The organism is Collinsella aerofaciens, from assembly GCF_028206795.1.
Taxonomy (GTDB): domain Bacteria; phylum Actinomycetota; class Coriobacteriia; order Coriobacteriales; family Coriobacteriaceae; genus Collinsella; species Collinsella aerofaciens_AX.
In genome coordinates this window covers 165,624-190,780 of sequence record NZ_JAQLFJ010000005.1, presented here as the reverse complement: position 1 = coordinate 190,780, position 25,157 = coordinate 165,624, and the positions used below count along the sequence as shown (strand labels likewise).

The window sequence follows — 25,157 nt, the reverse complement described above, 5'->3', positions numbered from 1 at the left end:
CGCCACAACAGCGCCGCTTTCTAGGCGCTCATCCACGTGCGGAAAAGACCAACCACGACACCCCTCCTTTGTTAATTCGGTCTGGCAAACCATGTAATATTAACGAGGCTTGAGTTTGCCTGTCAAGAATCGACCATCGGAAAGGGCAATCCTCTCTGGCCATTCGATTCCTTTTGTATCTTTGGTTGCATAGGTGACCCGCCAGGGCTATTACGCGTGGAAGAGGCGCCTGCCGAGCTGGCCGATGAGGCGCTGAAGATGGCCCTGGTCAGGCGAAACGATCCCAAGGGATGCGTACATCATTCGGATAGTAAGAATGTTGCCAGCAGGTTTTGCGGCAACCGCAAAGGAGCCGTATCCTGCAGCTGGAATCACGTTGCAGCATCCTGACCCGCATTCCGATTGGCGGACGGCCCGCTTCGGCATCCTGACCAGCACAGCGATCGAGCCTTGTCATTCCTTGGATATGCCGGTTGCTCGGGGCGGTCCCGACGGAGGCCCTCGCCTCCCCGGTCCGTGACCCAAGAAGGGCAAGCATGCTGATCTGCATGGCTGGTTCCTCCTTTATGTAGACGACCATGCAAAGAAGGGACAACCGAGGAGGCAGGTTACTGATGCGGGCTCCCGCACGCCCATGACTACCCGACGGGCTGTTTTTCATCTCCGATGCCCGCATTGCAGCATGAACGAATGTGCCTCGACATCTCTGCTGGCATGGTACGACTGGGATCGCACCTCGACGCATCCTTGCGCATACTGCCTTCCAAGTTTCGAAACCGGGAAGGAAAGTGTATGTGAGCGACGATATCGGCGCCGATTCGACGCTCGAGAGGGAGATTGCGCCGATTCTATCCATCGGGGATGCATTCCCGAAGATTCTCATCACTCGCACGAGGCATGAGCCCCATACCCGGGAGGGCGTGCTCGTGCTGAATTTCGCGAGGTGGCTGCTTGGCGGGTAGGGTTCTGAACGTCGCATTGGGATATCGCGCGACAGGGCACGCAGGGCTGTTTGTGCCCGCACGGGAAACGCCGTCGCCATGCGGGCGGCCTGTCGTGTCCGATTAGCCTTTTGCTAAACAGGCTTACGCCAACTCATGGGCAAGCCACCTGAGACTATTCACTTTGCTTATCGTTGACAAAGACCTGTGGCCTGCGGTTTTGTGAACGGCTCGTAAGCCACCCGCGTCGACTCACTTACTGTTGAAGCTGGTGGTTTGCAGGCTCAAAGGCGGTTGAGTTTCAAAACGGGCGTTTTTCGGCGATATCGAGCCTCCAAAGGCGGCTCTCCGTGCCCCTTGGGACAAAAATAAAAACTCAATACTCTGAGTTTGAAAATGGTTTTTGAAGTTGTCCCAGCTTTTGTCCCCGAAGCCGATGAAACGCGACGTCGCGTCATTCAGCGGCACTCACTTCGAGATGCCGCCGAAAACTGGGTGCAACTGGAGTGACGAGACGGCAAAACTATAACCACCGAGTGGGAATAAACGATATTCGTTGATTTCAAGCCTCTGACCTGCGAAAACAGGTCGGGGGCTTCTTATTTTGCAACCTCTGTGCAACCTTTGCGGTTTCGCGCCCCGTGAACAGGGGACGTAGCACTGTTCACGTCTGGGCCCATGTCGGCACCGATCAATGCCCGCGCTGCTTCTGCTTGCGCTTCAGCTTCCGCTGCTCGAAGCACGTCGCCCGGGGTTCCTCGCCAGAGGGGAACTGACCGTTCCTTGCGAAACCGCGAGACCAGCTATATCCGCTTGCTGCGGGCTTGCTTGAGCCAGTTCCTCTTGAAAGAGCCTATACCTCCGAAGAACTTGTTGTACGTCTCACCGTTCTCCTTGGCTTCGCACTTGACCAAGGCAAGTTCGATGGTGCAGAGGTAATCCGCCACTTGCTCGAGGCAGTAGTCGGTCATCGAGGTCTTGCGGCGTCGAACGACTCCTTTTGAGAGGACCTTGCCCACCGAGCCGTCTCGCCCACGGAACAGAAGGAGCGCATCCTCGCGACCTTCGGCGACCTGTGCTGCGAGATGGAGGGCTGTACCATCGCGCAGGGCCCTTTCCAAAGCGAAGTGTCGAGCCGAAGTGTTGAGCGTCGGCCCTGAATGTTCAATGGCCGTTGTTTTCTGCCCCTCAAGTGGTGAACTTCTCCTCGGGGCTGTTGATTCCCCCACGCGCCCCCTTCCGTTCTCTGTGTTCCCCTTATACTCCTTGTACAAGGAGGTAAGAAGTCATGGACAAGACCGCACAGGACAGCTTGGCAAAGAAGCCCGTCGACATGAGGGACAGGATTCTCGAGCATCTCGAGGCCCTCACCTCTGCCGTCTCGCTCGACGACCTTGCCCGTCTGTCCACCTCCGACATCGCCGAGACGCTCATCATCTCCAGGAGTCTGGCGAGCCAGTACCTCAACGACCTTGTTCGCGCCGGCCTTGTGGTTAAGGTGGCGGGCAGGCCTGTCCGTTATTTTCATCGCCGCGCGTTCCAGAAGCGTTTTCAGGTAAAGCTCTCTGCAAGCGAGTACGCCTCGCTCGCCGACCTCATCCAGGCGACGGGAATCGCCGATCACCGTGACTTCGCGCGTGCCGTGGGCTTTGACCTGAGCCTCAGCTCCGTTGTCGAGCAGTGCAAGGCTGCGGTTCAGTACCCTCCGTTTGGCCTGCCCATCCTCTTGAGCGGCGGCGTGGGTGTCGGCAAGTCTTTCCTTTCTCGTCTTGTGTACGAGTACGGCAAGAACCAGGGCTTGCTGTCCCGCGACTCCTCCTATGTGCGCATCGACTGCGCCGGGGTCCCGGACGCCGCCTCGTTCAACGGGCTTCTTGACGAGTCGATCGCGAAATCGCGCGGGGGTGTGGTTTTTGTCAACGGCATCGAGGCACTCTCTCCCTCTGCGATGGAGCACTGCCTTGCGACGGCCCTCGGGCTCGATGCCTCCCAGGATGCGCCGCGCGCTCGCCTCGTTCTTTCGACGACGCTTTCCGCCGATGACCTGAAGGTTTCCTCGGCCTACAGCAAAATGCCCATCTGTGCCCGCGTCCCCTCACTCAAGGAGCGGACCCCCGAGGAGCGCGAGGATCTCATCTTGAGCTTCCTGCGCAGCGAGGGGTGCCGAATCGGTTCTGATGTGAAGATTAGCCGCGGCGCATACCGTTGCCTCGTGAACGCGGACTTTTCCGATAACATCGCCGGCTTGCGCGCCTGCGTGACGAACTGCTGCGCCAAAGCGTTCCTCAATCGCGAGGGCGACTACGTCGTCGTTCGCCCGTATCTTCTTCCCAGCGGGCTCCTCTCCTCCGCGCAGATCGATCAACAGCCCGACGATGGCGTTCTGATCGACGCGTCCCTGGATGCCGCCGAGAGCACAGGGCCGGTCGAGCAGGCGCTCGATGCCCTGTGCTCTCTCGATGAGCGATTCTGCGCCGGGGAGCTCTCTGTCTCCGAGCTCGTCTCGCAAGCTGTCTCCGCTGTGCGCGGCGTTGAGGATCACTTGATCTTCGGCCGCGGCGTTACCTCCTCGAGGTCGCGCGCCTTCGAGCGCATCGTGGGCGCGGTCCTTGCCGACGCAGGCTCTTCTTATGGCATCGAGCTTTCGAGGAAGGTCGCTTTTCTGCTGGCCCAGGAGATTTGCCTGCAGTTGTGGCCGGGCATCGGCCTGGCTAAGCGAAAGTCTGCCTGTGCGGAGCAAATCTCCCATCTCCTCGGTGCCGTGACCTCCGAATTACCGTTTGCCTCGAGCGTCTCCGATCAGGTCGCCGCAGACGTGGAAGGGGCGCTGGGAATCTCGCTCGATCACTTCACGAAGACGCTTCTGACGCTGTGCGTCGCATCGGAGTCTCGCGACGCGAAGGCCCTTCGGACGCTCTGCGTCATCTTGTCCCACGGCTACTCAACGGCGACGAGCATCGCCGACGCGGCGAACCGTATGCTCGGCATGCATGTGTACGAGGCGGTCGACATGCCCTACGACCAGCAGCTGAAGGACATCGTCGGTCCGCTCCAGCGCCTCGTCGACCGCCATTCCTACTGCACCGGGGTCGTGTTCCTCGTCGACATGGGCTCCTTGGAGGAGGCCTATAAGGCCCTCGAGAACGTTACCGACTCCACTATCGGCGTGGTGAACAACGTCTCTACCGGTCTTGCGCTCGAGATCGGGGTCGGGCTGCTCGGCGGCAAGTCCATCGCCGAGGTTCTTGGCGATGCGACCGCCGCGTGCGTGACGCACTGCAAGGTGATCGAGCGCATCAACCGTGAGGACGCCATCGTCTTCTGCTCCGAGTCCGGGGTCGACGCCGCGGAGAGGATACGCCAGCTCGTCTCGCAGAGCCTCCCGCGCACCATAGGCGCGCGCCTGCTCACGAGGCCCTTCAAGCAGCTTGTCGCGAACGGGTCGAACGACGCCGTTTTCTCCGAGCACCGCGTCTGCGCCGTCATCGGCACGGGAGACCCCGGGGTCGCCTCCATCCCCTTCGTCGCCCTCGAGGACATCATGTCGACGGCGTCCGCCTCTAAGGTCGATGTCGTGTTCGGCAGGTGGCTTGACGCTTCCGAGCTCTCTTCTTTCCACGAGAAGCTGCTCTCGAACATGACGCTGCAGAACGTCATCCGCTCCATCACCATCCTCGACCCGGAGCGGCTATTCCACGAGATCGAGAGCGCCGTGCACGAGCTTCAGCGCAGGACAGGCGAGAAGATCGGCAGCAACGCCATCATTGGGCTCTACGTCCACCTCTGCTGTCTCGTCGAGCGCCTTGTTACCAGAAACCCCATTGAGACCTACGTTGGCCAGGACTGCTTCGAGGAGGAGCGTGCCGATTTCATCGAGTCCTTCAGGCAGAGCTTCTCGAGTATCTCGACGCGCTATCGCGTAGAGGTTCCCGTAAGCGAGATCGCATATGTCTTCGACTACATCAGCGTGAGCGCCGCCCCGGCGCGAGAAGAGCGCCTCGGCTCCTCGAACCTCCTGCTCGACGAGTGACCTTCCCCGCGCCGCCGCAAGCTGACCGCGCGTCCTCAATAATCCGATAACCCCTTGCCCGGCGCGAATCCGGATAGCGCCGAGGCAGTACCGAACGTAAAACTTCATTTGATAGGAGCAAACATGAGTGTTGTTATGGCACGAATCGACAATCGCCTGCTTCACGGCATCATCGTGACGCAGTGGGCCCCGGTGTCGGGCGCGACCCGAGTCATGGTCATCGACGACAAGGTCGCCGGCGACGAGGTCCTGAAGTCCACTATGAGGATGGCGCGCCCCGCGGGCATGGCCGTCTCGATCATCTCCGAGGAGACCGCGCTCAAGAACTTCGCGGCGGGCAAGTACGACCGCGAGAAGGTCTTTGTCATCGCCAAGGAGCCCGAGACGATCCTTCACCTGGTCGAGTCGGGCATCGAGCTCCCGTCGCTGATCGTCGGCGGCTCTCTTGTCAAGGAGGGCGGCGTCCAGCTCACCCAGCGCGCCTATGCCTCCGCCGAGAACGTCCAGAGCTACAAGGCGCTCATCGCCCGCGGCGTCAAGGTGACGGCACAGTTCGTGCCCGCCGACAAGCCCGTCTCCGTCGCCGACCTCATCTAAGGAGGGATCATGGTCAACTTCACTATCCTGCAGGTCGTCCTTTTGACCCTGCTGGCCTTCATCAAGCACGTGGACTACTACGGCATCCCGATGATCTTCGTCAACTATGCCGTCTTCTGGGGCCTTATCACCGGCGTCGTCATGGGCGACTGGCAGACCGGCCTCGTCATCGGCGGCACCATCCAGCTCATGCAGCTCGGCGTCGCGGGCTTCGGCGGCTCGTCGATTCCCGACTACGGCACGATGGCCATCATCGCCACCGCCTACGGCGTGACCCTGGGCTCCGACACGGGCCTCGCCATCGGCCTGCCGGTCGGCATGCTCGGCATCCAGCTCGACGTCATCGTCAAGATCCTCAACGGCTTCGTCGTCGAGAAGTCCCAGAAGTTCTGCGACGAGGGCAAGTTCAAGCAGATGAACGCCATCCTGTGGGTCTGCCCCGCGCTCTTCGGCCTGTGTGCCGCCCTGCCCGTCTTTGTCTCCGTGACCCTCGGCCAGCCCGCCGTCAACTGGCTCCTCGAGGTTATGCCCCAGTGGTTCCTTTCCGGCCTCACCCTCGCCGGCAAGATGCTCCCGGCCGTCGGCATCGCGATGCTGCTGCGTTACATGCCCACTGGCAAGTACTTCCAGTACCTGCTCGCCGGCTTCTTCCTCTCGGCCTTCCTGAACGTGCCCATCATCGGCGCCGCCATCGTCGGCGTTGCCCTCGCGATCGCGTTCTACCAGCGTGCCGAGAGGGACACCGAGCTCGCCGCCCACGCTTCCGCAGACGCCTTCATCGGAGAGGATGAGTAACCATGGAAAACGAGAACATCACCGCCGTCGCCGAGGGCAAGCCCTCCGGCTACAAGGTCACCAAGAAGGACCTGCGCAACGCGAACTGGCGCTGGCTCATGAGCGTGTGCACCTTCAACTACCAGACCCAGCAGGGCGCCTCAGTCGCCTACGCCCTCTCGCCGGTCCTGAGGAAGATCTACACGAACGACGAGGACTATAAGCAAGCGCTCAACAACCACTTCCGCTACTACAACACCCAGCCTTGGCTCGCCGCCATCATCCTTGGCGCCTGCGTGGCCATGGAGGAACGCGACGGCCTAGCGGCGGCGGACGCCGTCCAAGACCTGAAGATCGGCACCATGGGACCGCTCGCCGGCGTCGGCGACTCCCTGCTCATGACCATGATCCCGACCATCATGGGCTCCATCGCCGCCTACATGGCCATCGAGGGCAACCCCGTGGGAGCCGGCATCTGGTTCGCGCTCATCCTGGCCATCTTCTGGGTCCGCATGCACGCCCTCGAGTTCGGCTACAAGCAGGGCGTGAAGCTCGTCACCGACTTCAGCGAGAAGCTTCCCAACCTCACTGCCGCCGCCTCCGTGCTCGGCCTCACCGTGGTCGGCTGCCTCATCGCCTCGGTCATCGGCGTCACCTGCCCGATTAGCTTCAGCTTCGGCGACGTCTCGATGGAGATTCAGCCGCTGCTCGACAAGATCCTGCCTGCCATGATCCCCGCCGCCATCACGGGAAGCGCGTATTACCTTCTTACCAAGAAGAACGCGAGCATGACGGCCCTCATCCTCGTGGTGATCGTCCTCGCGATGGTCGCCTCCGCCGCCGGCATCCTCGCCTAGCTTCGACCCAAGAGATTGGTGAATCAATGAGAAAGATAGTTGTGGCGAGCCATTCCCTTCTCGCCCAGGGCTTCAAGGACACCCTCGAGTTCCTTACGGGTAAGAGCGACGCCGTCAACGCCGTGTGCGCCTACGTGAACGACAACGGCGAGGGGCTCGACGCGGCGGTCGAGGCGGCGCTTTCGGGCACTGACGAGGTCGTCGTCCTTACCGACGCGCTCGGCGGCAGCGTGAACCAGCGCTTCTCCCGCTTCGCCTCCGACCGGATCCACGTGATCGCGGGTGTCAACCTCCCGCTCGCCATGACGGTCGCGCTCGCGCGCCCCGACGAGAAACTCGACTTCGACGCCCTCGTCGACGAGGCGCGCCAGCAGATCGTCTACGTGAACGGTGCCAGTTCCGCCGAGTGCGAAGACGACGAATAGAGGAGGTCGACGATGAGAGAGTTCCTTAAGGACGTGTGGATGCACGGCGGTGAGGAAAGCCGCGCCATCACCCCCGAGAACATCACGGGCGAGAAGGGCCGTGCCGCCATGTCGGCCAGCCACCTCGGCGTCGGCCGCAAGGGCTCGTGCTGCGTGCCCCTTGAGTCCGGCGAGACCATCACGCTCGCGGACATCGAGGGCCCCGGCATCATCCGCCACATCTGGATGACCGTCCCCGACAAGACCGCCGCCGGCAGCTTCGTCATGCGCGACCTCGTGCTGCGCTTCTACTGGGACGACGAGGAGACCCCCTCGGTCGAGTGCCCTGTCGGCGACTTCTTCTGCAACGGCTTCGGTGAGCGCGCCATCGTCAACTCGATGCCCATCTGCGTGAACCCGACGGGCGGCATGAACTGCTACTTCGAGATGCCTTTCAGGAAGCACGCCAAGGTCACGCTTACGAGCGAGCACCCCGGGTTCATTAAGTACATCTTCTACACGTTCAACTACGCGCTCACCGACGTGCCGGACGACGCCATGTACTTCCACGCCCGTTTTAACCGCGAGCGCAGCACCCGCAGGGGCGTCGACTACACCGTGCTCGACGGCGTGCGCGGTAAGGGCTACTACGTCGGCACCTACATGGCCCTGTGCGCCCTGGAGCGCTATTGGTGGGGCGAGGGTGAGATGAAGTTCTTCCTCGACGGCGACGAGGAGTTCCCCACGGTCACCTCGACGGGAGCCGAGGACTACTTCGGCGGTGCCTGGGCCTTCCTCGACAGGCCGCCCCATGCGCTGCCCGAGGCGCAGTGCTTCAACACGCTGTTCGCCGGCTACCCGTACCGCTCGACGCGCGACGCCACGCGCGACCGCTTCAGCGCGGGCAAGCCGAACCCGAACCCGATGCTCGCGACCAACGACGACGCGCTGCCCAGGCACGGCCTCTACAGGTGGCACCTTCCCGACCCGATCTCGTTCAAGGAGGACCTGCGCGTGACGTTCCAGGACCTCGGCAACGACGACATCAAGCTCTACGAGCGCGAGGACGACATCTCCACCGTCGCCTACTGGTACCAAAGCGAGCCGCACGCCGTGCTCGCCCCGTTTGCCGCAAGGCAGGACCGCGTGCCCAGGTAGGGTCGCCTCGAAACAAGCCAACGTTATGGGCGCCCGCGGTTGACCATGACTGCGGGCGCCCCTTTGTAAGGAGGATCACATGAGCGAAAAGCAAATGAGGCTCGGCGCCCTCGAGGCCGGCGGGACCAAGATGGTCTGTGCCGTGGTGTCCGGCGACGGCGAGGTTCTCGACCGTATGGAGACCCCGACGCTTACGCCCGCCGAGACCGTCCCGCAGATGGTCGAGTGGTTCACCGCCCGCGATGTGAACGCGTTGGGCATCGGCGCCTTCGGCCCGACCTGCGTCGACCCCGACGATGAGCGCTACGGTTCCATCCTCCAGACGCCCAAGCTCGCGTGGCGAGGCTATGGTCTTCGCGCCGCGTTCGCCGACGCCCTCGGGATTCCGGTGACCTACGACACGGACGTGAACGTTGCCTGCCTCGGCGAAGTAGTCTTCGGCTGCTGCAAGGGGCTCGAGGACGCCGTCTACGTGACCATCGGCACCGGCGTGGGCGCGGGCGTCATGTGCGCGGGCAGGCTCCTTCACGGCATGCTGCACCCCGAGGCCGGCCACATGCTGGTAAGGACCCGTCCCACCGAGGAGGGACGCTGCGTCTGCCCGAGCCACGCGAGCTGTCTCGAGGGCCTCGCCTCCGGCCCCGCCATCGCCGCGCGCTGGGGAAAGCCCGCGGCCGAGCTCGCGGACAACGCTGAGGTGTGGGCGCTCGAGGGGGATTATCTGGGGCAGATGTGCGCGAACCTCGTGCTCATGTACTCGCCTCGCCGTATCGTCCTCGGCGGCGGCGTGATGCACCAGGAGCAGCTCTACGGCATCGTCCGCAAGAAGACCCTCGAATATCTGGGTGGCTACATCCAGACCGCCGAGCTTAAGGACATAGAGAGCTACATCTGCGCCCCGGGCTGCGGCGGCGACCAGGGAATCCTTGGCGCGGCCGAGCTGGCAAGAAGGGCGCTCGCGTAACTTGCGCTCTCTCCGCCATACAACGCGTTAAGAAAAGACGAGCGCTTCTTGCCAATTGGGCGGCAAGAAGCGCTCGTCTTTTGCATTTTTGTCTCTTAAAATCTTATTTTCACGATTTGCATTTTCATCCCGTTGTCACCGACCCTTGCGAGAAACCGGAAAAAGCCGCTGACAGAAGGGTCTCTCAAATCGTTGTAACCCAGCATATAGCCGCGGCTTGTGACCTGCAGACGGCTGTTCCACGTGCCGATTTCCTTGGCGGCATCCGAAACCGCAAAATATGCCCCCACATCCTTGATTTTTGCAGTCTTAAGCCATGTTTTTGCGATCATCTTTACTGCCGTCCGATTGGCAGCATCAAAGACCAGCACACCGCCGGGGAAAGCGTCTGCCATTCCCCGCACCAGTTCCCGGACCTGCTGGGTCAGAAAGTAATAGAACACCCCGGAGGCAAAGAATACCGCCCCGCCGGAGGCATCGATTTTGCTAAACCATGCGGTGTCTTTCAGATCGCAGGGGATATTTTGTTCTCGATCCTCGGCGGGTAGCAGCTGCTGCCGCAAGGCAATCACATCTGGGAAGTCCAGATTGTAGATCTTGCATCTACCGTTGTCGCAGGTTCTGCCGGTGTTGTCCAGCCCGCAGCCCAGATTGACCACAGCCGCATTGGGGTGGCCTTTCAGGTAATCCTGCACCTCGAAAGCAAGGTCACTCTGCCGTGTGGCCACCTCGAGCGCACCAAAACGCTGCATCAGGCTGCGGGAGCTTTTCTCTGCCTCTGAAAAGTCGTAGTCAATCTGGTCGAGCAGACGAACCGCTGTTTCATCCCTGTAAAGGTTCGGGTACAGCTCCGTACACAGCTTCCGGGAATACAGCGGGAGGATCAGCGTCTCCTGAACGGTGTTTTTCTCAATTTTACATTTCATAGGTTTCTTCCTCAGTGAATAAAAACTGTCATAATTGCCGCCGGCACAGCTGCTATGACCGTCATGCCTATCGCCATGTGCAGGATGGATGCAAAAATACCCGTGCTTGATGCCCTTACTTCCGCGCCGTGACGCAGAGCCACTTTTTCTTTTTGTGTATCTGCACCTCGTGAAAACCCGCCTGTTCCAGACATGCCTTTAATTCAATGTCCTTGTAGATGGTCATGCCGCCGATGATCTGCGTCCACCTCTCGTCCTTGTCCGTATCGCCATTGCTCTCGTTGCAGATGAGAATTGTCCCGCCTGGCTTCAGCGTCCGCCAGACCTCACGGAAGCATCGGGGCAAATCAGGCCAAAAATAGACGGTCTCAAAGGCCGTGGCGGCATCGAAGTAGCTATCCTCAAACACCATATCCGCCACACTGCCTTGCAGAACGGCGCAACGCCCCTCCTGAATTGCAATTCGGTTGAGCTTTCTAGTCTTCTCCACGCTGACGGGCGAATAGTCGACGCCCTTGACGACGCCATGCGGGCATTTTTTCAGCAGCCGTTTTATGTTCGCCCCGCCGCCGCAGCCGCAATCCAGCACCTTGGCATTTGGCGCAAGTCGTAGAAATCGAAGTCCCCACCGCGCCACAGGGCTGTGGCCCAGGTTCATCATGGCAACCAGAAGTTTTCCGCCGAGGCCCACGGGCTTGCGGGTGTTTTCAAAGAACGACATCTGCCCCCTCCGATTTTGTGCATTCCGCATAGGTCAACGGGAACGAGGCCTTCAACACCGCGCTTTTCTGCACCGCCCAGCCGTTTTGACGCAGGAAACGTAGGTATTCCTCGCTTGTCCACCTGCTGTGGAGGGGGAATCCCGCCATACTCATGAAAAAGGCTTTTGCCTTGCCGGAAACCGAGTTCTCCGCGTGGGTGAAGGTTGGCGCGATGAGCACGCCGTCGTCCTTCAGCACCCGCCTGATTTCTTGCAGGGCCTTTTCCGGATGCGGCACTATGTGAAGCGCGTTGGACGCAATCACCACTTCGAAGGACTTCTGTGCATAGGGCAGGTGGAACATATCTTGTACGGAAAAGTGCAGCTTTGCGGATTGAATGTCCCGTTTTGCTTCAAGGATCATCTTTGCAGAAGCGTCCGTAGCCTCGATGTGTGCCGCCGCATTCACGATGCTCTTTGCGATAAGCCCCGTGCCGGTGGCAACCTCCAGTACGGTTTTTGCTTTCACTACCGGCCGGATCAGCCCATACATCTTCTCATACGCCGCCCGGTCCTTTCGCATGAAACGGTCGTACCGACCGGCATTCTTGTCCCAGAAGCCCTTGCGTTCGTGCATGGCTATCGCCCCCAAACAGTTAGAGCCATCTAACTATAACACACGAATCATACAGTAAGATAAGGCTAACCTTTTTTTTTGGCTAAGATGCATCTCTTCGGTTTTTGCTTATAACAGCGCGAGTCAGATACTAGGCTGGAGCTGAAGAAAGAGCTCGGCGGACAGATAGGTCGATACCGGTTCCCGGAACGGTGATCCAGCCAATTACACCAGGGCCCTAGTCATTGAGTGGGAATAGCGGGAACTGGCTTCTGAGCTCGCATTTTGGTGCTGCCGAGTACCGCCTGATGCTGTTTCGGCGTCGCCATAGAGCAAGGCCACCAGCGAAATAGTGGGAACAGCGGCCTCCGAACTTTCTGGTTCTGAGGCTTCCTTTTTGCATGCCTACCTGGGGAAACGGCCCAATTATTCCGCATGCCCCTACTGGGCGGTACGGGAAAATAGGGCCCTGCGGGAATAGTGCACAATTCGGGTCCCCCGGAGGCCGATTCCGCAAGGCTGAAACTGAGTTGAAACTGCATGGCGGATTCAAGCCCTTTTCAATTGCGTTTGCTCGGGTCAACAAACAGGAATATAAATACGCAGAATCGGTTTTCGCAGTATCTGCAACCTCGAATGCCGCCAAATTGCGTCGCGCAAACTGAGTATATTTGCTTGCATTGTTGCAATACTTGCTACAATGCAAGCATGAAACTAATCGAGGCCATACGAGCCACCAACGATATCGCCTCTTCCCAAAGGGGGCTCTTCACGTCTGCGCAGGCGAAGGTGCTCGGCGTCGAGTGGTGCGCGCTCTCGAGGCTGGAAGGGCTCGGCAACATAGAGAGGCTCGCGAAGGGCGCCTACCGCATGGGCGGCTCGCCGAGCACGCGGGAGGAGAACGTCCTCGCGGCCTGACTGTCGATCGACCCGGGGAGGCGCCCCGGCGACATCGCGGGCGAGGGCGTGCCCGTCGCCATGGGGGGGACGGCTGCATGGCTCTACGGCATCGGCGAGGTCAGCCCCTCGCCCTACGAGTTCTGCACGCCCGAGAGAAAGCAGACTAAGCGCCCGAACCTGATCATCAGGAAGCGCCGCCTCGACCCGAAGGACGTGGCGATCGTCTCGGACATCCCGGCGACGAGGCCCTGGCTCACGGTGGTGGACCTGATAGACTCCGGGGAGGAGCTGAGCCTGGTCGCGAACGTGCTCGCGGACGCGCTCGAAAGGGGCCTCGTCGAAGACGAGGGCACGCTGAGGGAGAAAATCGACGCGAGGGGGGGCAAAAGCCGGGATGCCGGCGGGGGACAGCCTGTGCGGTTCGTTAGCTAGGAGGCGGGAAGAATGACGTACGAGAACGGCGGTCAGCTCGACAGGGCCCTGAAGAGGGTCGTTCGCGACAGGGGCGGTGACCCTGGGGACGGCTGTCGTCGGGCTTTGCGCGACCGGTTCCTGTGCAGGGTGTTCAGCAACCCCGACGGCCGGTTCATCCTCAAGGGCGGAAGCGGGCTGCTCGCGCGCATCCCCGACGGCCGCGTCACGCGCGACATCGACTTCGCGACGGCATCTGTGTTTGATAGCGTTCAATTTACGGGTTGGGGCTGCGGTGGAAATCCTGGATCAAAAGAGGACCAGGATTTCCACCGCAGCCCCAAACCGAAAATCAGGCTTGACTAAACACAGACGGTCTGTTGCGCGAGTACTTCCCGAAGGGGACCGGCTTCTCTGCGGTCTCGGACGAGGAGGTCGAGCGGGTGTACGATGCCATCAACCGCAGGCCCCACAAACGCCTGGGGTTCAGGACGCCCTACGAGGTCCACTACTCAGAGGTGTTGCACTTGCTCTGAGAATTCAAGCTCGAAAAGGCGCAAGCAAAGGTATCTTGACTACGCTCTAAAGCGTGGCGTGAAGTCCGGCATCGTTGACGCGCTGAGGCTTCAGGGAATTGCCGCGAGCGAGGTTGATGCAGTTTCTGTTGTGGTTGACGAGCATTCGACTTCGATCGACGGAAAGTACAACCTGGCAGAATCGGTTGATGAGGAACTGCGCTGCGGCATGTTCAACCCAACGTGGCAGACCTCCTACCCTCCTGTATTTAGCGACTGGCTGCCCAAGATTCCAGTCTCCTATGTCGACTCCTCCAAGGTGGCTATGGTGAGGGCGGCTGACGTGACGGCGAACTGGGCATTTATGGCCGAGCGCGACAAAGAGACATATCCGCGAGCCTACGAGATGCTATCAAAGGCGACGGTCCTCGGGCTTCTGTAGCGTTGGACATGTAACTATCTGTCTTTTCAAAAGCCGTGAAGATCTTGGTGGATGATAAATTGCGATTTGTCGACCTGAGCGACGAAAGAGGCGAACTCTTGCTGAAGCTCAAGGGGAGGCAAGGGAACCGTCATTCTCTTTAGAGCTTCTTTGGTAATTGCCTCCCTTGTTGCTCCAGCCGCTCTTGAGCCGTTTAGCAGGAGTCTCTGATACGAATCGCTGATCAGCACCGTGTTCAATAGCACCGGCAGCATCCGTTTTTGGTCGACTCTGACAATTGAGACATGCTGATTAACACGTCCACCAGCCAATTCATCTGGCAAAAGACATGAACGAGCAACCGAAGCGCCAGTAATATTCAGAAGCACGTCACCCTTCATCAGCGTGACGCCTTCTAGTTTTGCGGCTTGTTCATCATCAATACAAGCAAGGTCCTTCCACACGAAACGACCGTTGTGAACATTCGTACTTCTGACCAGCGGAACACCTTCGGCCTTGTATGCCGTTTTGCCACCTCGTGGCGTTGCTCCGGAACCCAACTTGGTACAGAGGTCTTCAAGCCTAACGAAAGGCCATTTTTTACCATCGACCGGATCGCCAAATACCTCTACAAACCGTGATTTGACTTAACAGATATACCTTCTATGAGAGTCCCTTACGTTGTCCTGATCGACCATTGCGTACATCAACGTTGTATCAATCTTTTGATGGCCAAGCAGCTTCTGCACCTGCTCGATGGGCATTCCTTTTCCAATTGCTTTGGTGGCCAGCGTTCTCCTGAACTTATGTGGGTGGACGTGTTTGACGCCTGCTTTTGTTCCCAAGGAGCGAAGGCGGAGCTCGACTCCGCTTACTTGCAGCCTAGAACTCGGCTTTGTGAGACTACAGAATAGCGCGGCGACGTTATCGCTGCGTTCTTGCAGGTAGTTGTTTAGGTGCAGCTTTGTAGTCGCATCAAAATAGACGACTCTCTCTTTGTTGCCCTTTCCGAGTACAATGCACTCTCGCCGATTTAGATCAACGTCTTCTCGATTGAGCGAGACGAGTTCGCCTATTCTCATCCCTGTTGAACTAAGAAGGTTGATGATTGCCAGATCCCTCTTGCAAGAACAGGCGTCTGTGAGGGCTATAAGTTCTTCATCAGAATATACGGACTTGACCGTTCTCTTTGAGCGAATCTTTTTAATGCGTCGTGCAGGGCTTTTGAGTATATGGTTCTCGTCTTCAAGCCAAGAGAAGAATGACGACAGGATGCGCCTGACGTTGTCGACGGTGATGCTCCCTGCGTTATTACCCATGGGATATTCGCTCAGGTATGTTCGTAAGTCATCTGAACTAATCCGGACAATTGGTTTTTTGATTGCTTCGAGCGCCCTTGTAAGTGTGGCCTTGTAGTACCTGATGGTCTTAGGCGAGCATCCCTCGATGGTTTTGGCTGCGAGGAATCGCTCCATGTACTTTGAGGCCTCGTCTTCGACATTGCTGAGCGCGTTCACTTCAAGTTCGATGCCCCTGAGTTCGCTCATAAGGACGCTCTCGAGATACGAAAGCACTTCGCCGCTAACGAGTGCCTGCATTTTTGTGAGAACCGCGTTTGCTATTTCGATCGTCGTGTGCATCAGTTCCTCCCATCCCGATATGGATGGGAGGAACGTATCACGCGAGGAATCGGTCTAGAAGGGCGTCGCGCTCTGCGGAAAGGGCGTCGACCTCTTGCTCGAGTGCAAATTGCGATTTGTCCGCCTCGGCAGCGAAGTCGGCGAACTCCTGTTGGAGGGACAACGGGGGAATTGCAATGGGAATAGCGGCCAAGTCTGCTGCGCTGATATTTGCCTGATGGACACTTCCCTTCGCTATATTACGAAGGACTCGCTTTCCTTCCTTTGAATTCAGGTAACCAGATACATATTCGGCAGAGCTGTGGTCAGCGAACCTTACGCACACGATGTACCCAGCAATAACCATGGTCTCTGACTGATGAAAAACGCAAGTTTTCCCAACCTTGTCAATGCTGTTGGTTCGATTAAAAAGCATATCGCCATAGCGGACGGTAGCATTTTCGAGAGCTTGGCCCTTTAGGGTGATTCGCTTTGTATCGGTTAGGTCAAGGATGCCGTCGTCGGTGATATTGTTCATTCGGATGTAGACATAATCGCCATCGGCGCCGGCTTTTGCTGAAGTGCCGTAGTGCATTTCTATGCTGTAGTTGCCGATTGTTTCGATTGGCCATGATGCGTGTGTCTTGGTTCTAAACATCTCGACAAACCGTGATTTGACGCTCTCCTTGAGAGCGGCGATTTGCTGTCGTTTGCTATTGATTTCATCTGTTAAGCGATTGAAATCGTCGATGAGGGCTCTCTGCTCGGAGAGCGTCGGGACTGGGATGGGGTATTTGAGCAGCTCATCCTTGTCTCCGCGAGGCCTGCCGGTTCCCGTGAAGGTGGACATATCGTAGTCGAAGAAGTCCTTCTGCCACAGGAGCAGATGGAGAAACTCGGGCAATAGGCTGTCGGTATTTATGCTTCGGAATACCAAAACGTCCTTGGAGCACGCCCCATCGCGGTCTGCGAGCCAAATCTTCTGCAGATAGGGGCGAATATTGGAGACGAGCGTGTCTCCCTTCTTGTATGCGGTGCCAGCACTTGCCGGAAGCTCTCCACTATAGGTGGTTATGCCGCCACGGTCCTTGACCATGTTTTCCGTTGTTACGTAAGTGTCGGTGGTGATGGAACTCTGGGCCACGCTGTTGGTAACGTAGGATGTGATGTCTCTAAGCGTCTTGACTACGGTGCCCTGGGCGAACGAGCGGGGCTTGTAGAAAGAGCGGGGAATCGTAAGAGTCTCGTCGAACTTATCGGCATCAAAGTCAATGAAATCGGCGGTCTTGGCATAGTAGTAGTACTGGGCAAGGTCGCCGGGCTCAACCTGCTCGCCGGAGAACCATGCTCTGATGATGCCGCTTAGCGAGTTCGTGTCGTCCGATTCGTTGTCCGAATAGAGCACGCCCTCACCATCGATGGGCTGTATCCCCTCGTTGCCTTTGCGATTGCTCCATTTGTAGCCAAGGAAAGAGGCGATTTCCTTGGTCGTGTTAGGTGAGTTGATGATGAGCGTCTGTTCACCGCAGATGAGACCCCAAACGCGCAGGCGTTTGCGCTCTTCCTTGTGCGCATGGCGATAGAACAGCTCGTTCTCTGCTTTGAGCCGTGAGTTCTTGTCGGCCGCCTTCCAAGTCTTGCTCTTCCGAAGGGTCTTGAGCTCCTTCGATGATTCGAAAAGATGGCAATAAACGCTGAAGTGGCGAGTGTTTGCCCATTCGTTCCAGTTAGCCTCTCCTGCGAGAAAAGCCCGGTAAGTATCTCCGTCTACATTAATTGTGCCGAGATAAGCGTTGAAAGCGCTTTCGTCTCTCCAGCCAGTGAGCTTCCTGCGCTCAAAAACAGCGTCAACGAAATCAAGTGCGTTCGCATTGCGGGGCGGGATCTCGTCAAAGCGACGTAGGAACATAATTGCGACGTTTGTTCCTGTGGCCGCGAATGTGCCTGATCCAAACCTGGCGATGGAGACGATCTCGAAGGAGCTCAAAAGCACATCGCGTGCGGCCATGAAACTCGAGCTCGTGCTCTTGTCGAGGATCGAGGTGGGGAGGACGATGGCGGCGTAGCCTCCGGGCCGAACAAGCTGTGCCGCACGCTCGACAAAGAGGGTCTCGATTTCCGAGCCGCTATCGCTGATGGTTTCCAGCACTTTGAGTTCGTTGTTGTGAAGCTTGAGATGCGGTTTGAAGGCCGCTACAGAGTACGGGGGATTGGCGACAAGAATGTCGAAGCGTCCCCTGTCGGTTCGGCTGTCGATTCCCTTGTCGGGATAATTTTCAAGTCCGTCGCCGAAGACCACGTTGCTCTGCCCTGCGCCATGCATGTAGGACGAGACCTTGGAAACGCGAGCGAGTCGATAGTCCTTCTCGATGCCGACGAGATTGTCTCTGACCCAGTCGGCGTCTCCGAGGTCATCCTCTATGGTCGGATCATATTGGCATGCGGCGTCGGAGATTTCTTCGAATCCTTCTGTGAGAAAGTGCCCCGCGCCACAGGCGTAATCGATAACGCGTGGATAGTGCACGGCACCAGCCTCGTCCTGCACGATGCTGTCGAGTGGGAGTGACTTCCAAATAAAACGGGTGATGGGCACAGGTGTGAAGAATTGGCCCTCGTTTTGCTTAAAGCCCTGATTAAGGAGCTGTTCGAAGAGGTCGCCCAAGAATTGAATGTCTTGAGTTCCTACGATGCGATACGGCTGTAGAAGTTGCACCGTCTCTACGAGTACCTTGCCGTTCTGAAGAAAGAGTTCCTCGTTATGGACGTCTTTGAACGCAAAGTCATTGTTGGTATAGAACTTGAGCTTGCGCAGCGTGCCGTTCAGCTCCTCGATGAGCTTCTTGCGGTGCTGGCCCGTATAGTTGCTTATGAGGTTTTCGGCGTAGTCGTTGGGAACGTACAGGACCTCTTCCCGCATGAGCTTTCTCATGCCGTCTGAGTGGAGTCTCTGGAGCCTGTCCTGGAGCGTTTCGTAGGTGTCGCGTCCTTGGCGGTATTGGAACTCAATCTCCTGGGTTGGCATTTTCGAGAGCTCGTCTTGGAGCTTCGCGATAAAGAGCGCGATAAGGCGATTGAAGGCGTTCTCTTTATCGGAGACGTTGTTGTGGCGGAGGATTTCCTCGAAGCGGTTGACGATGCTGTCTTCGGCCCTGAAGTCGACAAGGTCCTTCTTGAGAAGGGGAGGAACCATCGGGTGGTATGCCGTCGACCTATCGCCAAAGAGGATGTTTCCCTCGACTTGTTGGTTGTACGTTTCCGTCCAAACTTGATGGAGCTGTTCCACTGTATGGGCGTCGCGGTAGAGCGCAATGGTGTCATCGCGTTTGGCGAGCGCGATGAAGTTCTCGTCATCGCTGCAGTTAATTGAAACCTGGTCTGGCACGATTTCGTTGTTGATGAAATCGCATGCAAAGAGTACCAACCAGCGAGTCGCGCGCTCTTGTTGCCAATAGGAGAGGAGTTGCCCTCCGTCTGACTGCATGTTCTTGAATTCGTTTTTGAACTCGGTTCCAGGGGTCTTGCATTCGACGATTGCGAGTGTGTCGCCCCTCTCGTCATTAATGCAGATATCAGCGCGGCCGCTCTTTTGTTCGTGCCCAAGGGCCCATTCGCGCTCCAGCTCAAGTGATTCGGGGCGATATCCTTTGTCGAGGAGCATGGTTACGCAGGCGAGTACGACGAAGTTCTCGTTATCGGAAAAGTTACAAGTTGTGTCTTTGTTGACTTTGAACCCCAGGTCTTTCGGGTAGCCGATGCGTTTCTTGGAAAAATCGACCGTGATTTGCGCGCTGGTCTCTTCCCAGGATTTCTGATAAACGGTGCCGTCGCCCGAGGGCTCGTAGCACAGAGCCCTAAGTGCGTCGCGAAGATTGTCCAGAGTAATCATCTAATGTCTCCGTAGCTGCGAGGTGAAAACACAATTCGCTACTTTTATCGCAGAGGGCGCCGTAAGAACGTAGTGTGATTGGCGGTGCTGCTGCTTGCCAGGGCATTTGATTGGATGATGACGCGCACGGGGCGGGATTCGCCAGTCCGCTAAGCCACGCTGGCAACAGTAGCGTACCAGGCGGTTGCTTGCAGAGATCCTCACGCGCGCCGTGCTTGAACCACTGGAGGTACGTGTTTCTCGTCGTGCGTCCATCGGTGACCGATCCGCCTTTTACTAAACAAGTTTATCGAGCGCGCGAAGCGATTGAGCCAATGGCGAAGCTCCAACTTATTCGTCAACTCATGGGCAAGCCACCCGAGACTACTCATTTCTCCTACTAGCAATGAAGGTCTGCGACCTGCAGTTTTGCAAACTGCTTGAAAGCCACCCGATGAGATACCCCCGATTTCCACTTGGAATCGGGGGTATTTTTATTTACAGGCTTTAGCCTGTGCGGGGCGCGCAGCGCGCCGCATCAGAAACCACCCGCTATGCGGGTGGGGCCAAACGGCTTTACAAAGCCGCCCCCTCGCCGGACACTTGCGATTGTTCAGGCCGCAAGGAATCCGAGTCGAGAGGGCGGTGGTGGCGTATGGCCCAGAAGGCCTACGGCCTGTCGCACACGAAGTGGACGTGCAAGTACCACGTCGTGTTCACGCCGAAGTATAGGCGCAAAGTCATCTACAACCAAATAAGGTCCGACCTTGGGGAGATCTTCAGGAAGCTCTGCCAGTACAAGGGGATAGAGGTCATCGAGGGGCACCTGATGCCCGACCACGTCCACATGCTGCTGGCGATACCGCCGAAGTACAGCGTGTCCAGCGTGATGGGCTACCTGAAGGGGAAGAGCTCGCTGATGGTATTCGACAGGCACGCGAACATGAAGTACAAATTCGGCAACAGGAAGTTCTGGGCCGAGGGCCACTGCGTGTCCACCGTCGGCCTGAACGAGGCCACGATCGCGAAGTACATCCGGGAGCAGGAGAAGGCCGACATCGCGCTCGACCGGCTGAGCGCCAAGGAGTACGAGGACCCCTTCGATAGGGGGCCGGGCGTAAATAGCGCCGGTTTGACCGGCCCGTCACGGGTCAATCTGCAGTGCGGCCCGAACCCCGTGAGGGCCGGCGCCTTTAGACGCGTGCCGGAAATCCAAGGGTTACACCCTAAGAGCAAACCACCCCTTCTAGGGGTGGTTTTGATTTAAGCGTCCACGCATGAAACACGGCGCGATGAACTGCGCTGCTCGTCGCCCGTCCGCGCCGCCGAGAGCAGGACGCCCAAATCGGCCTGAATCGCCTCTGCCTTGCTTCCAAGCTGCAGCGGAGCTGAGTCGCCCGAGATGTTTACGCTCAACAGGTGCGTATCCGGCAGCTTTGCGGTCATGCTCCAGAACGGGAGCGTGATGATGCCGGGGGTCATCTCGCCCACGCCGAGCTCCAGCAACAGCACGTGGCTACTACCGAGCTCGCGCACGAAGCGCTCGTATCGTCCGAGGCTCTCGCGCCAGGCCGCACCCTGCAGAAACGTGTCGTCGCGCACCCACGGCACAAGCTGCCAGCCGCAGTGCGGGCATCGGGGGACATCCTCGCTGAGGACCTCGAACCCCGCCATGCCCGCGAGCATGCGCTCGACGTAGGGGCTCGCGTCGAAGAGCTCGTCGCAGCATGGCTGCTTGCACTGAAGGTGCGCGAAGCTTCCCTGATAGTTACAGGTTCTCTCGTCGGGAAACGTCTTCTCGGCCTGGGTGTCCACATTGGTGCTCAGGATGAAGTAGTCCTTATGGCCGATGAGGGACCGTAGGTCGAGATAGGGCTGCGAGGTCGGCTCGCGCAGCATGAAGTCGATGTATCGCGCATAGTATGCCCATCGCTGCTCGAGGCTGGGGTAGAGGTGGTAGAAGCCGTCGAAAAGGCTCTTGACTACTTTCGATTGATGCTCAGTGCCCATTGTATTCGCTACGATTAAACTCGGCACAGGGGATACTGGTTTTCCGTGCGAAAACGCTCATGCCGCTAAATTGAGCGACCGCCTGTACTGCAGCGGGATCATCCGCCCGAGCGATCCCTTAATCCGTCGCCCGTTGCGCCAATCGGCAGAAGCCACGCGTGGACGCTAATCGCTCGAGCGAATCGTCGTCGGTTTCCGTTTAACGATTTCTTTTTCCGCTATTATCCGACCCTCGGACTTCCTCGTGATAGAAGTAGTCCACGATCACCGGATGCCCCTGGGGGACTCTGCCATAAGGCATTTCGTTGTCCACAAAGGGGCAATCGTACTTCTTGGCCATTTCCTCGGCTTTTACTTCAAGCGCTTCAAAATAGCTACGGTTGCGCTTGTTATAGATCTCATCGTAAAGCGGTACGAGATTGGGATGTTTCTCGGCGATATAATCCAGGATCGCTTTTTTGAAACCACCCCGAAGATTGAGATTTTCGAGCCAAAACAAATCGCACCGATCTTTTACTCGCTCAAAAATCATCTCAAAATCCGTGATGCCGGGAAATACCGGGGACACGAAGCAGACCGTACGGATACCTTCGTCATACACCTGCTTCATAGCAGCGATACGACGCTCGATGCTCGACGCGGAGTCCATATCGTTCTTGAAGTTCTCATCCAGCGTGTTGATCGACCATGAAACGGTCACTCGTCCAAGCCTCTTCAGCAGATCGATATCCCGTACCACAAGATCGGACTTTGTGCAGATCAGAATATCTGCATCGCTGCCAATCAGCTGCTCCAGGAGTTTCCTGGTATTCCCGAATCGCTCCTCCTGTGGATTGTAGCCATCCGTCACAGAACCGATAACCACCCGCTGTCCAGCGTATTTCTTCGGATTCTTGATTTCCGGCCAATGCTTCACATCAAGAAAGGTGCCCCATTCCTCCTTGTGTCCGGTAAAGCGCTTCATAAAGGAGGCATAGCAATACTTGCAGGCATGCGTGCAGCCTACATAGGGATTGACCGAGTAGCCGCCTACCGGCAGGCTGGACTTGGTCATGATGTTCTTTGCTTCCACCTCATTGATGAGGATTCCATCGATCACTTCCGCCATGTTCTCTGCACCTCCAGCACTCTTTCGAATTCTTCCGGCAATTCCTGAATCATGTTTTCGTCCCCTATGACAGAGACGAGGTCTTCCTTCATAAACATTGGAATGCCAAGCGCGTGCGCCTGGTCCGTCAAAGACCATGCCCACTCCGGTTCCGTATGAACCTTCCTGCTCTGCGCCCCGGTCATGGTACCGACGACGATCCAGTTGATTCCGGAAAGGTCGACCGTACCGGGATCGTCGAATAGCGGCTCAAAAGTAACGAAGAAGTGATTTGCTTTGACGTTTTTCCGAAGGGCGTCGATACGCCACAGCTCCGCTTTCCTCGTCACCGTAACGCCGAACCATGCGTTTTCCAGGTCGGTATCTAAATCCAGCAAATCGGGTCTCTTGGTCAGGAACAGGAACTGATGCTGTGGATTCTCATGGATCTTTGCAAATACCTCGTCTCGCCATTCCAGCTTCCACCCGGAGAGATCGCTCATGCCGGTAAGGAGAAAGTTCTGCGGGCGTTTCTTTTCCATCATCTTGAGCTTGCTCGGGAAGAACGCAGGATCAGCGAAGTCGTCAATCATATGCCAACGTTTCACATTGTTACGGGCATAGCAATATGGACACCCCACCGTGCAGCCGATGACGATATTCATATTCTGAATCTGATTTTTGATGCAGATGCTCATAACGCCTGCCTACCTGCCTCTCCCGTAAACACGCAATCAGCCTTCCCCACCTTGCGGGCAAAAGCCTCGATATCTTGCTTGCAAGCAGCAGGCTCGCAATCGCTCAAATCGTATGACGTGCCGCCGTTTCGATAGACGGCCCGATGGGAAAACGATCGGCTGACAAGCCCGATGCCGAGCTTCTCGCACAGGGTCATCCGTGCTCCCTTTCAGCTATAAAAAACAGGTGTCTATAAACAGTATCCTTGTTGATTTTCGCAGGGGCAATGAACAAACGCGTGCACCTGTCGATAAACGAACAGCTACTGGACATTGTCAAACGACTCAGATTGGAGAGGCGATGGGAGAAACCAAGATCGACCGCCGGCGGCGCTACACCCTCTCGGTCATACAGGAGGCGTTCTTCGCGCTGCTGGCCGAGGTCGGCTTCGCGAAGATGACGGTGGCGGACATCTGCCGCCGCGCCGAGATCAACCGGGGAACGTTCTATCTGCATTGCGAGGATAAGTACGCGCTGCTCGATGCGCTTATCGACGAGGCATTGGCAGCGGCTCCCCCGCTTGAGGGGGTTGAATCGGCAACGCTTTGCCAGCGTCCGTCGGCAGACGACGATTATCGCCTGCTTTATTCGGACAGCGACTCATACGCTCGCGTAGCCCAGCGCGTCATAGAACGCGGAGCGGAGCAGATGGTTCCCTGGGTCATGGAGAAAACAGGGCTTTCACGCGAAGACGCCTTCCTGCTCTTCGTCCACAACGTCCAGGGCGATCTGGCCGTCAACCGCCTGCTCGGCTGGAGACGAGGCCCCGAGTTCGCCCATGCCCAGGAGCTGCTCAACGCCTATTCCGAAGGGGGCTTACTGGCGGTATCCGCTCTTCGCGATTCCGATAACCCATCGTGACCTGCGATTCAGGAATACCAGCCTCCGAGCCCTCTCGTTCGGAGGCTGCGGCTAAAACCTCATTGCGCGTCTACCGCTCCGCGTTACTCGCCACCTGCCCGCGCCACCGAGAGCAGGGCGCCCAAATCGGCCTGGATCGCCCCTGCCTTGCTTCCGAGCTGCAGCGGAGCCGAGCCGCCCGAGATGTTTACGCTCAAAAGGTGCGCATCCGGCAGCTTCGCGGTCATGCTCCAGAACGGGAGCGTGATGATGCCGGGGGTCATCTCGCCCACGCCGAGCTCCAGCAACAGCACGCGGCGATCGCTGCGCTCGCGCACGAAGCGCTCGTATCGTCCGAGGCTCTCGCGCCAGGCCGCACCCTGCAGAAACGTGTCGTCGCGCACCCACGGCACAAGCTGCCAGCCGCAGTGCGGGCATCGGGGGACATCCTCGCTGAGGACCTCGAACCCCGCCATGCCCGCGAGCATGCGCTCGACGTAGGGGCTCGCGTCGAAGAGCTCGTCGCAGCATGGCTGCTTGCACTGAAGGTGCGCGAAGCTTCCCTGATAGTTGCAGATCCTCTCGGTGGGAAACGTCTTCTCGACTTGGGTGTCCACATTGGTGCTCAGGATGAAGTAGTCCTTATGGCCGATGAGGGACCGTAGGTCGAGATAGGGCTGCGAGGTCGGCTCGCGCAGCATGAAGTCGATGTATCGCGCATAGTATGCCCATCGCTGCTCGAGGCTGGGGTAGAGGTGGTAGAAGCCGTCGAAAAGGCTCTTGA

Annotated in this window: 24 protein-coding genes and 3 pseudogenes; 15 read left to right on the top strand and 12 right to left on the bottom strand. The window is 58.1% G+C overall.

Translation table 11 applies throughout. From position 1 onward, the window contains the following. The first annotated feature begins 794 nt into the window (after nucleotides 1-794). A complete protein-coding gene (locus PMX70_RS05060; RefSeq protein ID WP_157966984.1) occupies nucleotides 795-962 on the top strand; it encodes a hypothetical protein in 168 nt (55 codons plus the stop codon). Nucleotides 963-1,744: 782 nt separating this feature from the next. Here the strand turns inward: PMX70_RS05060 and PMX70_RS05055 are convergent. Beyond that, entirely contained in the window at nucleotides 1,745-2,215 is a 471-nt protein-coding gene (locus tag PMX70_RS05055) for a hypothetical protein (protein WP_271743076.1), read from the bottom strand. 14 nt (nucleotides 2,216-2,229) lie between these two features. On the opposite strand from PMX70_RS05055, the gene PMX70_RS05050 reads away from it, so the two are divergent. The 7 genes from PMX70_RS05050 (at nucleotide 2,230) to PMX70_RS05020 (ending at nucleotide 9,725) form a co-directional block, all read left to right on the top strand. Beyond that, a complete protein-coding gene (locus PMX70_RS05050; RefSeq protein WP_271743075.1) occupies nucleotides 2,230-4,971 on the top strand; it encodes a PRD domain-containing protein in 2,742 nt (913 codons plus the stop codon). A gap of 123 nt (nucleotides 4,972-5,094) precedes the next feature. Then, entirely contained in the window at nucleotides 5,095-5,568 is a 474-nt protein-coding gene (locus PMX70_RS05045; RefSeq protein ID WP_117736586.1) for a PTS sugar transporter subunit IIB, read from the top strand. 9 nt (nucleotides 5,569-5,577) lie between these two features. Continuing rightward, nucleotides 5,578-6,363 carry a PTS mannose/fructose/sorbose/N-acetylgalactosamine transporter subunit IIC gene (locus tag PMX70_RS05040; protein WP_271743074.1) on the top strand — a complete coding sequence of 262 codons (786 nt, stop codon included), beginning with the start codon at nucleotides 5,578-5,580 and terminating at the stop codon, nucleotides 6,361-6,363. A gap of 2 nt (nucleotides 6,364-6,365) precedes the next feature. After that, nucleotides 6,366-7,199 (top strand): PTS system mannose/fructose/sorbose family transporter subunit IID, encoded by an 834-nt coding sequence (locus tag PMX70_RS05035; protein ID WP_117680463.1) that lies wholly within the window; start codon nucleotides 6,366-6,368, stop codon nucleotides 7,197-7,199. Nucleotides 7,200-7,225: 26 nt separating this feature from the next. Further along, nucleotides 7,226-7,624: a PTS sugar transporter subunit IIA gene (locus PMX70_RS05030; protein ID WP_055287011.1), complete on the top strand. Its 399-nt coding sequence runs from the start codon at nucleotides 7,226-7,228 to the stop codon at nucleotides 7,622-7,624. A gap of 12 nt (nucleotides 7,625-7,636) precedes the next feature. Next, the gene (locus tag PMX70_RS05025) at nucleotides 7,637-8,761 is read left to right on the top strand and encodes a glycoside hydrolase family 172 protein (protein ID WP_172676343.1); all 1,125 of its coding nucleotides are present in this window, start codon (nucleotides 7,637-7,639) and stop codon (nucleotides 8,759-8,761) included. Between the two features lie 79 nt (nucleotides 8,762-8,840). Next, complete coding sequence (locus PMX70_RS05020) at nucleotides 8,841-9,725, top strand: ROK family protein (RefSeq protein ID WP_271740246.1); 885 nt, start codon at nucleotides 8,841-8,843, stop codon at nucleotides 9,723-9,725. A gap of 95 nt (nucleotides 9,726-9,820) precedes the next feature. Here PMX70_RS05020 and PMX70_RS05015 read toward each other — a convergent pair whose 3' ends face one another. From PMX70_RS05015 to PMX70_RS05005, 3 genes are all read right to left on the bottom strand, one after another. Further along, nucleotides 9,821-10,651, bottom strand: coding sequence for a class I SAM-dependent methyltransferase (locus PMX70_RS05015; RefSeq protein WP_271740245.1), 831 nt, complete (start codon nucleotides 10,649-10,651; stop codon nucleotides 9,821-9,823). 115 nt (nucleotides 10,652-10,766) lie between these two features. Next, a complete protein-coding gene (locus PMX70_RS05010) occupies nucleotides 10,767-11,372 on the bottom strand; it encodes a class I SAM-dependent methyltransferase (RefSeq protein ID WP_271743073.1) in 606 nt (201 codons plus the stop codon). Continuing rightward, on the bottom strand, nucleotides 11,359-11,988 hold the full coding sequence (locus tag PMX70_RS05005) for a class I SAM-dependent methyltransferase (RefSeq protein WP_271729437.1): 630 nt from the start codon (nucleotides 11,986-11,988) through the stop codon (nucleotides 11,359-11,361). Before PMX70_RS05005 ends, PMX70_RS05010 begins: the two co-directional genes overlap by 14 nt. A 687-nt stretch (nucleotides 11,989-12,675) precedes the next feature. Between PMX70_RS05005 and PMX70_RS05000 the strand changes: the two genes are divergently transcribed. From PMX70_RS05000 to PMX70_RS04980, 5 genes and pseudogenes are all read left to right on the top strand, one after another. After that, nucleotides 12,676-12,885 carry a type IV toxin-antitoxin system AbiEi family antitoxin domain-containing protein gene (locus PMX70_RS05000; RefSeq protein ID WP_158567726.1) on the top strand — a complete coding sequence of 70 codons (210 nt, stop codon included), beginning with the start codon at nucleotides 12,676-12,678 and terminating at the stop codon, nucleotides 12,883-12,885. A 48-nt stretch (nucleotides 12,886-12,933) separates the two neighbouring features. Next, nucleotides 12,934-13,299, top strand: a complete 366-nt coding sequence (locus PMX70_RS04995; RefSeq protein ID WP_271743072.1) for a hypothetical protein — start codon at nucleotides 12,934-12,936, stop codon at nucleotides 13,297-13,299. Nucleotides 13,300-13,311: 12 nt separating this feature from the next. Next, entirely contained in the window at nucleotides 13,312-13,644 is a 333-nt protein-coding gene (locus tag PMX70_RS04990; RefSeq protein ID WP_118095097.1) for a nucleotidyl transferase AbiEii/AbiGii toxin family protein, read from the top strand. Further along, nucleotides 13,644-13,814, top strand: a pseudogene (locus PMX70_RS04985) (IS30 family transposase); the annotation flags it as partial. The gene PMX70_RS04990 and the pseudogene PMX70_RS04985, both read left to right, overlap by 1 nt. 58 nt (nucleotides 13,815-13,872) lie before the next feature. Beyond that, nucleotides 13,873-14,235, top strand: coding sequence for a hypothetical protein (locus PMX70_RS04980; protein WP_117583307.1), 363 nt, complete (start codon nucleotides 13,873-13,875; stop codon nucleotides 14,233-14,235). Between the two features lie 26 nt (nucleotides 14,236-14,261). Here PMX70_RS04980 and PMX70_RS04975 read toward each other — a convergent pair. The 3 genes and pseudogenes from PMX70_RS04975 to PMX70_RS04965 form a co-directional block, all read right to left on the bottom strand. Continuing rightward, a pseudogene (locus tag PMX70_RS04975) lies at nucleotides 14,262-14,804 on the bottom strand (restriction endonuclease subunit S); the annotation flags it as partial. Nucleotides 14,805-14,861: 57 nt separating this feature from the next. Continuing rightward, on the bottom strand, nucleotides 14,862-15,854 hold the full coding sequence (xerA, locus tag PMX70_RS04970; RefSeq protein WP_117583305.1) for a site-specific tyrosine recombinase/integron integrase: 993 nt from the start codon (nucleotides 15,852-15,854) through the stop codon (nucleotides 14,862-14,864). Nucleotides 15,855-15,891: 37 nt separating this feature from the next. Further along, nucleotides 15,892-19,719 (bottom strand): N-6 DNA methylase, encoded by a 3,828-nt coding sequence (locus tag PMX70_RS04965; RefSeq protein WP_271743071.1) that lies wholly within the window; start codon nucleotides 19,717-19,719, stop codon nucleotides 15,892-15,894. Nucleotides 19,720-20,353: 634 nt separating this feature from the next. Here PMX70_RS04965 and tnpA point away from each other — a divergent pair. Then, nucleotides 20,354-20,800, top strand: a pseudogene (gene tnpA / locus PMX70_RS04960) (IS200/IS605 family transposase); the annotation flags it as partial. 161 nt (nucleotides 20,801-20,961) lie between these two features. Here the strand turns inward: tnpA and PMX70_RS04955 are convergent. From PMX70_RS04955 to PMX70_RS04940, 4 genes are all read right to left on the bottom strand, one after another. Next, nucleotides 20,962-21,708 carry an SIR2 family NAD-dependent protein deacylase gene (locus PMX70_RS04955; RefSeq protein ID WP_271743070.1) on the bottom strand — a complete coding sequence of 249 codons (747 nt, stop codon included), beginning with the start codon at nucleotides 21,706-21,708 and terminating at the stop codon, nucleotides 20,962-20,964. A gap of 199 nt (nucleotides 21,709-21,907) precedes the next feature. After that, complete coding sequence (locus PMX70_RS04950; protein WP_055252675.1) at nucleotides 21,908-22,816, bottom strand: radical SAM mobile pair protein B; 909 nt, start codon at nucleotides 22,814-22,816, stop codon at nucleotides 21,908-21,910. Further along, nucleotides 22,804-23,493, bottom strand: a complete 690-nt coding sequence (locus tag PMX70_RS04945; protein ID WP_055252677.1) for a radical SAM mobile pair protein A — start codon at nucleotides 23,491-23,493, stop codon at nucleotides 22,804-22,806. Before PMX70_RS04945 ends, PMX70_RS04950 begins: the two co-directional genes overlap by 13 nt. Next, nucleotides 23,490-23,690, bottom strand: a complete 201-nt coding sequence (locus tag PMX70_RS04940; RefSeq protein WP_055252679.1) for a hypothetical protein — start codon at nucleotides 23,688-23,690, stop codon at nucleotides 23,490-23,492. The genes PMX70_RS04945 and PMX70_RS04940 overlap by 4 nt, the downstream gene beginning before the upstream one ends. 143 nt (nucleotides 23,691-23,833) lie before the next feature. Between PMX70_RS04940 and PMX70_RS04935 the strand changes: the two genes are divergently transcribed. Beyond that, nucleotides 23,834-24,394, top strand: a complete 561-nt coding sequence (locus PMX70_RS04935) for a TetR/AcrR family transcriptional regulator (RefSeq protein WP_055252681.1) — start codon at nucleotides 23,834-23,836, stop codon at nucleotides 24,392-24,394. Nucleotides 24,395-24,477: 83 nt separating this feature from the next. On the opposite strand, the gene PMX70_RS04930 is transcribed toward PMX70_RS04935, so the two are convergent. Further along, nucleotides 24,478-25,157, bottom strand: a 680-nt coding sequence (locus PMX70_RS04930; RefSeq protein ID WP_271743069.1) for an SIR2 family NAD-dependent protein deacylase, incomplete at its 5' end; no start/stop codon positions are given.